This is a genomic window from Herbaspirillum sp. Her3 (assembly GCF_057961275.1).
Window position 1 is genome coordinate 2,184,055 of sequence record NZ_CM176328.1, and the last position, 11,862, is coordinate 2,195,916.

13 protein-coding genes are annotated in these 11,862 nt (G+C 61.8%); 5 read left to right on the plus strand and 8 right to left on the minus strand.

Annotated features, from left to right (window positions below; all coding sequences use genetic code 11):
- The first annotated feature begins 12 nt into the window (after positions 1 to 12).
- Positions 13 to 1,521: a CoA-acylating methylmalonate-semialdehyde dehydrogenase gene (locus tag ACVC5H_RS10070; RefSeq protein ID WP_489622173.1), complete on the plus strand. Its 1,509-nt coding sequence runs from the start codon at positions 13 to 15 to the stop codon at positions 1,519 to 1,521.
- A 10-nt stretch (positions 1,522 to 1,531) separates the two neighbouring features.
- Positions 1,532 to 2,425 (plus strand): 3-hydroxyisobutyrate dehydrogenase, encoded by an 894-nt coding sequence (gene mmsB, locus ACVC5H_RS10075; protein WP_489622174.1) that lies wholly within the window; start codon positions 1,532 to 1,534, stop codon positions 2,423 to 2,425.
- 80 nt (positions 2,426 to 2,505) lie between these two features.
- On the opposite strand, the gene denD is transcribed toward mmsB, so the two are convergent.
- A complete protein-coding gene (denD, locus tag ACVC5H_RS10080; RefSeq protein ID WP_489622175.1) occupies positions 2,506 to 3,480 on the minus strand; it encodes a D-erythronate dehydrogenase in 975 nt (324 codons plus the stop codon).
- A 141-nt stretch (positions 3,481 to 3,621) separates the two neighbouring features.
- Here denD and ACVC5H_RS10085 point away from each other — a divergent pair, with 141 nt between their 5' ends.
- On the plus strand, positions 3,622 to 4,458 hold the full coding sequence (locus ACVC5H_RS10085; RefSeq protein ID WP_489622176.1) for a FadR/GntR family transcriptional regulator: 837 nt from the start codon (positions 3,622 to 3,624) through the stop codon (positions 4,456 to 4,458).
- A 250-nt stretch (positions 4,459 to 4,708) separates the two neighbouring features.
- On the opposite strand, the gene ACVC5H_RS10090 is transcribed toward ACVC5H_RS10085, so the two are convergent.
- Together ACVC5H_RS10090 and earP are read right to left on the minus strand one after the other, a co-directional pair.
- Positions 4,709 to 5,284 (minus strand): elongation factor P, encoded by a 576-nt coding sequence (locus ACVC5H_RS10090; RefSeq protein ID WP_017451702.1) that lies wholly within the window; start codon positions 5,282 to 5,284, stop codon positions 4,709 to 4,711.
- Positions 5,285 to 5,400: 116 nt separating this feature from the next.
- Positions 5,401 to 6,594 (minus strand): elongation factor P maturation arginine rhamnosyltransferase EarP, encoded by a 1,194-nt coding sequence (earP, locus tag ACVC5H_RS10095; protein WP_489622177.1) that lies wholly within the window; start codon positions 6,592 to 6,594, stop codon positions 5,401 to 5,403.
- Positions 6,595 to 6,725: 131 nt separating this feature from the next.
- Here earP and ACVC5H_RS10100 point away from each other — a divergent pair, with 131 nt between their 5' ends.
- Positions 6,726 to 7,211, plus strand: a complete 486-nt coding sequence (locus ACVC5H_RS10100; RefSeq protein WP_489622178.1) for a MarR family winged helix-turn-helix transcriptional regulator — start codon at positions 6,726 to 6,728, stop codon at positions 7,209 to 7,211.
- Between the two features lie 236 nt (positions 7,212 to 7,447).
- Positions 7,448 to 7,882: an organic hydroperoxide resistance protein gene (locus tag ACVC5H_RS10105; RefSeq protein WP_338715657.1), complete on the plus strand. Its 435-nt coding sequence runs from the start codon at positions 7,448 to 7,450 to the stop codon at positions 7,880 to 7,882.
- 109 nt (positions 7,883 to 7,991) lie between these two features.
- Here ACVC5H_RS10105 and ACVC5H_RS10110 read toward each other — a convergent pair whose 3' ends face one another.
- From ACVC5H_RS10110 to cydP, 5 genes are all read right to left on the minus strand, one after another.
- Positions 7,992 to 8,513 carry a DUF2867 domain-containing protein gene (locus ACVC5H_RS10110; protein WP_489622179.1) on the minus strand — a complete coding sequence of 174 codons (522 nt, stop codon included), beginning with the start codon at positions 8,511 to 8,513 and terminating at the stop codon, positions 7,992 to 7,994.
- An 80-nt stretch (positions 8,514 to 8,593) separates the two neighbouring features.
- Positions 8,594 to 8,764: a cytochrome bd-I oxidase subunit CydX gene (gene cydX, locus ACVC5H_RS10115; protein WP_008330178.1), complete on the minus strand. Its 171-nt coding sequence runs from the start codon at positions 8,762 to 8,764 to the stop codon at positions 8,594 to 8,596.
- 36 nt (positions 8,765 to 8,800) lie between these two features.
- Positions 8,801 to 9,940 carry a cytochrome d ubiquinol oxidase subunit II gene (cydB, locus tag ACVC5H_RS10120; protein ID WP_489622180.1) on the minus strand — a complete coding sequence of 380 codons (1,140 nt, stop codon included), beginning with the start codon at positions 9,938 to 9,940 and terminating at the stop codon, positions 8,801 to 8,803.
- Positions 9,941 to 9,968: 28 nt separating this feature from the next.
- On the minus strand, positions 9,969 to 11,594 hold the full coding sequence (locus ACVC5H_RS10125; protein ID WP_489622181.1) for a cytochrome ubiquinol oxidase subunit I: 1,626 nt from the start codon (positions 11,592 to 11,594) through the stop codon (positions 9,969 to 9,971).
- A 6-nt stretch (positions 11,595 to 11,600) separates the two neighbouring features.
- A complete protein-coding gene (gene cydP / locus ACVC5H_RS10130) occupies positions 11,601 to 11,861 on the minus strand; it encodes a cytochrome oxidase putative small subunit CydP (RefSeq protein ID WP_044528720.1) in 261 nt (86 codons plus the stop codon).
- Between the last annotated feature and the right edge of the window lies 1 nt (position 11,862).

Genomic DNA, 11,862 nt, shown 5'->3' on the forward strand with positions numbered 1-11,862 from the left:
ATGGAAATCGCAATGAGCCAAGCCAACATCCCCAACGTTCCCCTGTACCTCAACGGTGAAAAGGTGCAGTCCACTTCCAAGGAGTGGCGCGATGTATTGAATCCGGCCACCCAGGAAGTGGTGGCGCGCGTGCCCTTCGCCACCAGGGAAGAAGTCGATCGCGCCGTCGCCAATGCCAAGGAAACCTTCAAGACCTGGCGCAATACTTCACTGGCCCAGCGCATGCGCATCATGCTCAAGTTCCAGCAACTGCTGCGCGAGAACATCGCCCCGCTGGCCGAACTGATCACCCGCGAACACGGCAAGACCCTGCCGGACGCCGAAGGTGAAGTCATGCGCGGCCTCGAAGTGGTGGAGCACGCCTGCTCGATCACCTCGCTGCAACTGGGGGAACTGGCCGAGAACGTGGCCGGCGGCGTGGACGTCTACACGCTTTACCAGCCACTGGGCGTGGGGGCGGGCATCACCGCCTTCAATTTCCCGGTGATGCTGCCGTGCTTCATGTTCCCCATCGCCGTGGCTTGCGGCAATACCTTCGTATTGAAGCCCTCCGAGCAGGACCCGAGCTCTTCGCTGTTCCTGGTCGAGCTGGCCAACCAGGCCGGCTTGCCGCCGGGTGTCTTGAACGTGGTGCATGGCGGCCCGGACGTGGCCAACATGATCTGCGACCATCCCGACATCAAGGCGGTCTCCTTCATCGGCTCCACCCATGTCGGTACCCACATCTACCGCCGTGCCAGCGAGGCCGGCAAGCGCGCCCAGTGCATGATGGGCGCCAAGAACCACTGCATCGTATTGCCCGATGCGCCCAAGGATCAGGCCATCAACAACCTGCTGGGCGCGGCCTTCGGTGCGGCCGGCCAGCGCTGCATGGCCAATTCGGTGGTGGTGCTGGTGGGCCAGACGCGCGAATGGATTCCGGAAATCGTGGAGCGCTCCAAGGCCATGAAGGTCGGCCCCGGCACGGACCGCAAGGCCGATGTCGGTCCGCTGGTCTCCAGGGCGGCCAAGGAGCGCGTGGAACGCCTGATCGCCAGCGGTGTGGAACAAGGCGCCAATTTGCTGCTGGATGGCCGCAACTGCAAGGTGGCCGGCAGTGAGAACGGCAATTTCGTGGGGCCGACTGTGTTCACTGGCGTGAAGCCCGAGATGGATATCTACACCCAGGAAATCTTCGGCCCGGCCATGTGCATCGTCGAACTGGACACGCTGGATGAAGCCATTGCCTTCATCAATGCCAATCCCAATGGGAACGGGACTTCCATCTTCACCAGTTCGGGCTATGCCGCGCGCAAGTTCCAGAACGAGATCGACGTCGGCCAGGTCGGCATCAACGTGCCTATTCCCGTGCCGGTGGCCTATTTCAGCTTCACCGGGTCACGTGCCTCCAAGCTGGGCGACCTAGGCCCCAACGGCAAGCAGGCCGTGACCTTCTGGACCCAGACCAAGACCGTCACCGCGCGCTGGTATGCGCCCGATGAAGAAGCCGGCCAGGTCAACACCACCATCACCCTGAAATAAGGAGAGCAGCATGAGCGCCAACATCGTCTTCATCGGCCTGGGCAACATGGGCTTGCCGATGGCGCAGAACCTGGTCAAGGCCGGTTTTTCGGTCAGCGGCCACGATCTGGTCAAGGCCAGCGTGGACAAGCTGGTGGAAGCCGGCGGCAAGACCGAAGCCGACTCCATGGCGGCCGTGGCCAAGGCCGATGTGGTCATCACGATGCTACCGGCCAGCCGGCATGTGGAGTCGCTCTACCTCGGCGAGGCCGGCGTGCTGGCCTCGGCCAGGCCGGGGGCGCTCCTGATCGATTGTTCCACCATCGCCCCGGAGGCGGCGCGCAAGGTGGCGGCAGCGGCCAGGGCGCGCGGTTTCGAGATGCTGGATGCGCCAGTCTCCGGTGGCACCAATGGCGCGGCTGCCGGCACGCTGACCTTCATGGTCGGCGGCAGTGCGCAGGCGTTCGAGGCAGCCCAGCCTTACCTGCAGAAGATGGGTAAGGCCATCTATCACGCCGGGGAAAGTGGCAGCGGCCAGACCGTCAAGGTCTGCAACAACATGCTGCTGGGCATCCTGATGATAGGGACATCCGAAGCCATCCGCCTTGGCATGGCCAATGGCATGGACCCCAAGGTCTTGTCGGAAATCATGTCCAAGAGTTCCGGCCGCAACTGGACGCTGGAAGTCTACAACCCTTGTCCCGGCGTGATGGACACCGCGCCGGCTTCCAAAGACTATGCTGGTGGCTTCGGGGTGGACCTGATGTTGAAAGACCTTGGGCTGGCCGTCGAGAATTCGCTGGCGACCAACTGCGCCATTCCTCTGGGTGCCACTGCGCGCAATCTCTACGATATCCACAGCATGAACGGTGCCGGCAAGCTGGACTTCTCCAGCATCTTCAACATGCTGGGCAAGGCGAAGTAAGGCCCAAGAGGGCGGGCAGCAAAAAAGGGACAGCCTCTTGCGGGGCTGTCCCTTCCTTTTTATGCATGTTGATGTGCAGCTTATTTCTTCACTTCATCCTCGATGTGCGCACGGATGATGTCGGCGAAATTGGCATCGGCCGTAAAGCCCAGCGCCTTGGCGCGCTTGGCTTCGAAGGCGCCGGGCCAGGAATTGACGATGCGTTTGATGGCTTCGTCTTCCTTCCATTCGATCAGCCGGACCACTTCCTTGCCGGCCACTTGTTCCAGGGCATCAACCATGTCCTTGACGGTCACGCACAGGCCATCGATGGAGAGGAAACGGGCCAGGCCCAGGTCGGCGCCATTGATTTCATGGCCGTGGATCAGGTTGGCGATGGCCTGGCGCGGCGACATCAGCCACATGCGCGTATCCGGAGTCACGGGGCAGACCGAGGGCTGGCCATTGAGCGGCTCGCGGATGATGCCCGAGGCGAAGCTGGAGGCCGCCTTGTTGGGCGCGCCCGGACGCACCGAGATGGTCGGCATGCGCAGCGCACGGCCGTCAATGAAGCCTTTGCGGGAGTAATCCTGCACCAGCAATTCGCCCATCACCTTCTGCGCACCGTAGGAGCTTTGCGGCATCAGCAGGGTATTGTCCGGTACCACGGCCGGCAGTTCGCCGCCGAACACCGCCACCGAACTGGTGAAGACCACGCGCGGCTTGGTGCCCAGGGCACGGGCGCGTTCCAGGATGACGCGGGTGGCGTCGAAGTTGATCTTCATGCCCAGATCGAAATCGGCCTCGGCGTGGCCGCTGACGATGGCGGCCAGGTGGAAGATGGAGTGGGTCTCAGGCGTGATGACGCGCTCGATCACGGCGGCGTCGGCGATGTCGCCGGTGACGGCGTCGATGCGCGGATCATTGAAGCCCTGGGCCAGCACCACGTCCAGCAGGGTGATGCGCTTGATCTCTTGCGGCTGGCCATCACGGCCGGTCAGGGTGCCGCGCTGCAGCAGCTGGCGTGCCAGGCGGCTGCCCAGGAAACCGGCGCCGCCGGTGATGACGATATGCATGTGTTCTCCTCGTGATCTGTCGTCGGAATAGGGGGATATGAACGCTTGAGCGAAACCCGCGCAGCGCATTATAGCGGAAGTTGTAATACAACTTTGAGAATATGAAGCGGAAGTCACAAAAGCCCATGCCTGCGCGGTATCATGCGCGCCATGAAGACTTCCTCCTCCTCCAGGCCGCAGGGCTCAGCCCTGGCTTCGCTGGCCGCTGCCTCGCGCGGCAAGACCACGCTGGCCGATCATGTCACCAGCGTATTGGCGCAACAGATCCGCAGCGGCGAATTTGCGCCCGATGCGCGCCTGCCTTCGGAGATGGAGTTGACGGAGCGTTTTTCGGTGAGCCGCACGGTGATCCGCGAAGCCATTTCACGGTTGAAGTCCGAGGGACTGGTCGGCTCGCGCCGGGGCAGTGGCACGGTGGTATTGCCGGTCACGCAGGCCACACCCTTCCGACTGGACCTGAATGTGGATGATGGCCGTGACTCCATCCAGGCGGTGCTGCGGGTGATCGAGCTGCGTCGTGGCGTTGAAGGCGAGATGGCAGCCCTGGCGGCGCAGCGCCGTACCCGGGCGCAGAACCTGGCAATCCAGCAGGCGCTGCAGGCCATCGATGCGGCAGCCGCTGCGGGGCGTGATGGCGTGCAGGAGGATTTTGCGTTTCATGCTGCCATTTCCAATGCCTCGCACAATCCGCTCTACACCTCGCTGGTGCAGTTCCTGAGCCAGTTCCTGCATGCCGCCATCCGCGTGGCGCGCATGAACGAGGCGCGTAGCAATGATTTCGTCCAGCAGGTGCGGGCCGAGCATGCCGCGCTGGCGCAAGCCATCAGCGACGGCGATGCCGAGGCGGCACGGGCGGCGGCCTTGCGCCATATGGAAAATTCGGCCCAGCGACTCCAGGCCGCCGACAAGGCCTTCTGGGCCAGTGCGGAAGGGCAGGCTGCAGCGCGGGATCTGGCGCGGGTCAGGGGTGGAGGGTGAGCGGGACAGCGGGCGAACTGTCTACCCGTTCGCCCTGAGTAGACGCGCAGCGTCGTATCGAAGGGTTCACTGGCCGCGAAACTGCGGTGCGCGCCTTCGGCGAACTCGGCACAGGCTTCGGCGCGCCTTCGATACGCGGCGATGCCGCTACTCAGGACGAACGGTCAGTGGATTGTCCGGCAAACAGGTATCAAACAGGCATAAAAAAACGCTGCACCAGGCAGCGTTTTTTATTGGCATCGGCAAACGATCAGCCGCGCACGACCTTCTTGTATTCGTTGGTGCGGGTGTCGATTTCGATGTCGTCATCCTGGCTCACGAACAGCGGCACCATCACGGTGATCTGGTTGGCTTCGATGGCGTTTTCGATCTTGGCTTCCTTCAGGACGTTGCCCGAGGTGTTGCCCTTGACGGCCGGTTCCGAGTAGGCAACCTTGCGCACGATGGTGGTCGGCATTTCGACCGAGATGGCCTTGCCGTCGTAGAAGACAGCTTCGCACTGCATGCCATCCTTCAGGTAGCCGATGGCGTCGCCCATGTTCTCGCCTTCGATTTCGTACTGGTTGTACTCTTCGTCCATGAAGACGAACAGCGGGTCAGCGAAGTACGAGTAGGTCACCGGCTTCTTGTCCAGCACCACGACGTCGAACTTGTCGTCGCCACGGAAGACGCTTTCCTGCGGGCTGTTGGTCAGCAGGTTCTTCATCTTCCACTTGTAGGTGAAACCGGTACGGGAAGAACCGTTGACGTCCGAGCGCAGGACGATCATGGGCTTGCTGTCGACCATAATGATGTTGCCGACGCGGATTTCTTTTGCAAATTTCATAGCGATGTGTCGTGAAAAGTAGGTTTTTTCAAACTGTCAGTAGCCCACTGGTAAAACTTCACCGCAAGCCCACGTTCGATTGAATTCCAAATTGCGTTAGTTAAAACGATAGCCCGCTATTTTAACCCATTTTCGGCAGTCTTCCAGTCTTCGGCTGCCCGTCGCGCGGCGAAGTCCAGCAAATTGTTCATCCAGTCGCCATTTGCCAACATCTTCTGTACCCATTGTTCCGCTTGCTCGTTTAATGCCGGCAATTGCGCTTGCAGGGTTTGCCAGGTCGCGTGCCAGTCCGGTTCGCCCGGACAGGCGCCGTTCCAGGCACGATTGAGGTCGATCACGGCGGGCGTGGCAGGGTCGTAGATCTTCAGGAAGGCATTGAGCTTGGTGTGGTGCAGGTTCTTGTCCTGGTGGTAGATGTTCCAGATGAAAGGGCGACCGGCCCATTGCGCCCGTACGAAGGAATCTTCACCCCGGACGAAATTGAGGTCGCAGCTCCACAGCAGCTTGTCGTAATCCGTCTGCGCCACGAAGGGCAGCACGCGCACGGTCAGCGCGCCGCATGTGGCCACGCTGCCGACGTTCATGGGCGCGGCGAGGAAGGCCTCTACGGCCGTGCGCCCCACGCCCTCCGGCACCAGGCAGGTGACCGGCGCAGACGACGCTTGCCAGGCCGCGAACAGTTCGGGGATCGGGGCATAGTCGTAGCAGAACAGCGAGACCTTGCAGGCTTGTTCCTCTGACGGCGTTACCCCCAGCCGTGCCAGGAAGGCGGGGCTTTCATCGGCGGCCAGGAAGGCTTGCCGTCGGGTTTGCAGGTCGGCCTCGAAGCTGAGTCCGCCGGTGCGTTCGTTGAAACCGGGGAAGAAGAAATACTTGGTCAGCTTCAGCGAGCGGTGCGGCGAGGGGAGCGTATGGCAACCCTCGACCCAGGCCTCGGCCGACAAGCCCTCCAGGTTGAACCAGACCGGCTTGGGGGTGCGTTGCGCCATGGCTTGCACGTAGCCGGGCGGGATCTCGCAGCCGAAGAACTCGATCACGATGTCGGCCACGTCGGCGGCAGTGAACTCACCATCCTGGCTGCGCCAGTGCTGCACCGTCACGCCGCTGATCTGCTGAACTTCCGCCTGCGTGTCGACCGTCGGCCAGATGCGCCGGAAGCTCACCAGATCATCCACCCACAGCCGCACGGCCAGACCGTGTTCATGGGCCAGTTGCCGCGCCAGGCGCCAGCAGATGCCGATGTCGCCATAGTTGTCGACGACCTTGCAGAACAGGTCCAGGGTGCGCAGGGGATTGGGGTGGAAATTCATCGATATGCAGGAAAGTGCGTAAGCAGGGCGCATGATACCGGCTTGCCGGGCAGGCTGACGAATGGACATGAACAAGAAGGTCAAATTTTTTCAAATTAAATAGCTTGCAATTCAATTTTGAGCAGTTTAATATGCAGTTCATGGACAAGACGCACACAACGAATCTCCCGGACGCGCTGATCGATGAAGCCCTGCTTCTCGACAACCAGCTGTGTTTTGCGATGTATTCGGCGTCGCTGGCGATGACCAAGGCCTACAAGAAGATCCTGGCCCCGCTGGAGATCACCTATCCGCAATACCTGGTGATGCTGGTCCTGTGGGAAAGGGATGGCATCACGGTCTCGGAGCTGGGCACGCGCCTGTTCCTGGATTCTGGTACGCTGACCCCGCTGCTCAAGCGCATGGAAAGCATGGGCTTGCTGCACCGTAACCGTGATGCTGGCGACGAGCGCCGGGTGGTGGTGAGCCTGAGCGAAGCTGGCCGCGCGCTGCGCAACAAGGCCAAGGCCGTGCCGCAGCAGATGAGTTGCATGCTGCCCACGCTGGACCAGATCAAGACCCTGGTGGTGGCGTTGAAGGAAGTGCGCAAGGGCTTGGTAAACGCCGAGGATGAATGAACAAGCAGCAAGTTTTTGTGTTTTAAATTGTGCGCAATAATATAGTTAATTATTTATATCGTTGACGCCGCCGTACCGAAGAGCGCCATACCGCAAGTGAAGCAGCACATCCGTAGCAAACAAGCAGCAAGACAATCTGGCAAGCCAGTGGTGAACGAAAACGAATCTTTCGGCACCACGCCCCTCAAACGTAGCCCGCAAGGGTGACGACAACCTGAACTTTGAAAGGAAATACCATGCCTTCGAACAAGATCGAAAAAGCCCTCTACACCGCCACCGCTACCGCCACGGGCGGCCGTGAAGGTTCGGCCAAGTCCTCCGATGGCGTCCTGGACGTCAAGCTGTCCACCCCCAAGGAACTGGGCGGCGCCGGTGGTAATGGCACCAACCCGGAACAACTGTTCGCAGCCGGTTACTCGGCCTGCTTCCTGGGCGCGCTGAAGTTCGTCGCCGGCCAGGCCAAGATCGCCGTGCCTGCTGACGCCAGCATCACCGGCAAGGTCGGCATCGGCCAGATCCCGGGCGGTTTCGGCATCGAAGCCGAGCTCAACATCTCCCTGCCGGGCATTGACCGCGCCGTGGCGCAGGATCTGGTGAACAAGGCGCATCAGGTGTGCCCGTACTCCAACGCCACCCGCGACAACATCAACGTGACCCTGAACCTGGTGTAATGCGTTCAGGCCAGGCGGGGGCGATTCGCTGCCTGCCTGCGTCGAGAGTGTGAAAGAAAACGCCGCTGCGTCCCCGAGGTCGCAGCGGCGTTTTGCCGTTTGAGGCGCATCAGTGCGCGGGCCGTTCCGGCCGCAGCAAACCTTGCAGCAAAGTCCGCGCGACGCAGCGATGGAAGGGCAGGATGGCGGCCAGGTAGAACTCCCCCAGCAAGCGCTTGGTCCGGACCACGGTAGTGACGGTGACCCAGGGGCCATCGGCTGCCTGCGCCATCTCCGTCTCTGCGGGCGACTTTTCCACGCACAGGCGGAAATCAAGATGGCTGTCATCCAGCCCCATCACCACCCGCGCCGGTTCTGCCAGCAGCAGCGGAAAACCTGCCGGCGCACCATGGTCGCCAGCGCGCTTGAATCCCAGCGGCGCCACCAGCCGGTCCCGCAGTTGCATCAGGGTACCGATCCACGCGGGTTGCGAGGCCATCATGCGCTCGGCGATCTCGGTACTGTTCAATTGCGCCAGCTGGGGCGTAAGGCGGATGCGGTAGCTGTCGGCGAAACCGGCGCCCGGCAGCAGGGCCCAGTGACGGGCTGCGGGGGCGACTTCTTCGGCGTGCGGGGCAGGGGAGGCAGGCATGATGGTCTCCAGGCAAGTTGAAAAAAAGGCCGACAGCGACGCTGCCGGCCTTGTTCACAGGATCACCCGATCAAGCGAACTTACCTGCCGTTGCGCCGCTGCTTTTCCGCCGCGCGGGCGCTGGCGAAGCGCTCGTGGGTTTCCTCGGCCTTGCGGCGGCCGAAGGCGTAGTTGGCTTCCAGCCACATGACGTTGATGATGCCAAAGGCCAGGGCCAGGCCGATGCCGAGTATCCAGGCGAAATACCACATGATGTTCTCCTCGTTGCAGATTGCGATTGCGCGTAATCAATACGCAGTGTGTTCGTTCTCATGAATGTCGCGGGCAGTGACCTTGCCCTTGACCACGCGATAGACCCAGCCGGTATAGATGAGGATGATCGGCAGGAAGATCAGCACCATCCAGAACATCAGGCCCAGCGTCTTCTGGCTGGAGACCGCATCCCACATCGTCAGGCTGCTCTTGGCATCCAGCGAGGAGGGCATCACGAAGGGGAACAGCGACATGCCAGCCGTGAGGATGATGCCGGTCACCGAGAGGCCACTGGCGATGAAGGCCAGGCGGGCACTGCGCACCAGCGCCAGCAGCGCGGCCAGCACGGCACCGGCCACACCGAACGCCGGGAACAGCTTGGTTACGGGCCACTTGGCGTAGTTGTCGAACCAGGCACCGGTAACCATTTCCACGGTCTTGGCCAGGGGAGTAAAGGCCGTGTTGACGTCCGGCATCGAGGTGATGCGATAGCCCGGCATATGGGCCACCCAGAAGCCACCGGCGATGAACAGCAGCACGGTCACCAGCGCAGCGCCGATGACGGTCTTGCGCGAACGTTCACCGATGGCCGCATCCGTCTTCACGAAGGCAAACGCCGCGCCGTGCATCAGCAGCATGGCCACCGACAGGAGGCCCGCCAGCAGGCCGAACGGGTTCAGCAGGGCGAAGAAGCTGCCGGTGTATTCCACCCGCATCGAATCGTCGTAGTGGAAGGGCACGCCCAGGAGCAGGTTACCGAAGGCCACGCCGCAGATCAGGGGCGGCACGAAACCGCCGATGAACAGGCCCCAGTCCCAGGCATTGCGCCAGCGCGGATCAGCGACCTTGCTGCGGTAGTCGAAGCCGACCGGGCGGAAGAAGAGCGAGAACAGCAACACCATCAGGGCGATGTAGAAGCCCGAGAAGGCCGTCGCATAGACCAGCGGCCAGGCCGCGAAGGTGGCGCCGCCGGCGGTGATGAGCCAGGTCTGGTTGCCTTCCCAGGTGGGGCCGATGGAGTTGATCAGGATGCGGCGCTCGGTATCGTCCTTGGCGGCGAAGGGCAGCATGATGCCCACGCCGAAGTCGAAGCCATCGGTCAATGCAAAACCGATGATGAGCACGCCCACGAAGGCCCACCAGATCAGTTTGAGTGTTTCGTAATCGAAGATCATTCTGCTTTCCTCATTTCTTCTGGTGGCATCAGGATTGGCTGCCGGCGTTGGCGGCCGGATTCAGGGGCGGCGGCAGGACATCGCCGGTGCTTGTTTCATGGCCCTTGTTCTCCCAGTGGTACTGGCCGGTGTGCAGGCTGCTCGGGCCCAGGCGTGCGTACTTGAACATCAGGATCATCTCCACCACCAGCAGGAAGGTGTAGAACAGCACGAAACCGGCCAGGCTGAAGTAGAGGCTGCCTGGTTGCAGCGAGGAGGCCGACAGATGGGTCGGCAGGATGCCGGCGATGGTCCACGGCTGGCGGCCATATTCGGCCACGACCCAGCCCAGTTCGGCGGCGATCCACGGCAGCGGAATGGCGATCACGGCCAGGCGCAGCAGCCAGCGTTGCGGGGCCAGCTGCTTCTTGGCCAGGAACCAGAACGAAGCCGCGAAGATGAACAGGAACAGGAAGCCCAGGCCGACCATGCCACGGAAGGACCAGAACATCGGCGCTACCTTGGGAATGGTGTCATCCACGGCCAGGGCAATCTGTTCGGGCGTGGCATCGACCACGTTGTTGGTGTACTTCTTGAGCAGCAGGCCATAGCCCAGGTCCTTCTTGAGCTTGTTGAAGTCGGCGCGTGCCTCGGGCGACTTGTCGCCGGACTTCAGTCTGGTCAGCGCGGCATAGGCCAGCATGCCGTTGCGGATGCGGACTTCGTTTTCCTTCTTCAGGTCCTTGATGCCCAGCACTTGGGTATCGACCGAGCGTGTTCCGATCAGGCCCAGCACATAGGGAATCTTGACAGCGTAGTCGGTGCGCTGCTCCTTTTCATTGGGCAGGCCGAACAGGGTCAGGCCGGCCGGGGCAGGGTGGGTGTCCCACTCGGCTTCGATGGCGGCCAGCTTGACCTTGTTGACTTCACCGGCGGTGTAGCCCGATTCGTCACCCAGCACGATCACCGAGAGCGTGGCGGCCAGGCCGAAACCGGCAGCCACCGCAAAGGAGCGCAGCGCAAAGGCGGTGTCGCGGGCCTTGAGCAGATACCAGGCCGAGATGCCCAGCACGAACATGGAGGCAGTCACATATCCAGCTGCCACGGTGTGCACGAACTTGACCTGCGCCACCGGGTTGAAGATCACGTCGGTCATGCTGACCAGCTCCATGCGCATGGTTTCGAAGTTGAATTCGGCGCCCACGGGATTGTTCATCCAGCCGTTGGCGATCAGGATCCACAGTGCCGACAGGTTCGAACCCACCGCCACCAGCACGGTAACGATCAAATGCTGCTTGCGCGAGAGCTTGTCCCAGCCGAAGAAGAACAGGCCCACGAAGGTCGATTCCATGAAGAAGGCCATCAAGCCTTCGATGGCCAGCGGGGTGCCGAAGATGTCGCCCACGTAGTGCGAGTAATAGGACCAGTTGGTGCCGAACTGGAATTCCAGCGTGATGCCGGTGGCCACGCCCATGGCGAAGTTGATGCCGAACAGCTTGCCCCAGAAGCGGGTCATGTCTTTATAGATCTGGTTGCCGGTCATGACATAGACCGACTCCATGATGACCAGGATCCAGGACAGACCTAGCGTCAAGGGGACGAACAGGAAGTGATAGAGCGCCGTAACGGCAAACTGCAGCCGTGACAGCGAGACGACTTCATCGATGGGAACCATGTGGTGTTACTCCGGTTGTTGTTTGGCGGATAGGTCTTGGTGTTGTGCGGTTGCTGCAGGCGAGGTGAAGGACAGCATGCGCTGCTCCACGCTCTGCACCGGCATCTGCATGTGCTTGGCTTCGGGATGCGCGAAGAAGGTCTTGGCCAGTACCGTGATGAGGGCGATCTTGATCACCAGCAGCACGGTGATCTCCACTCCCAGCGGCAGCCGGGTCAGGCGGGGCCATTGCCATGGCCGTTTGCGGGAAGGGTGCGTGAGTTGCATC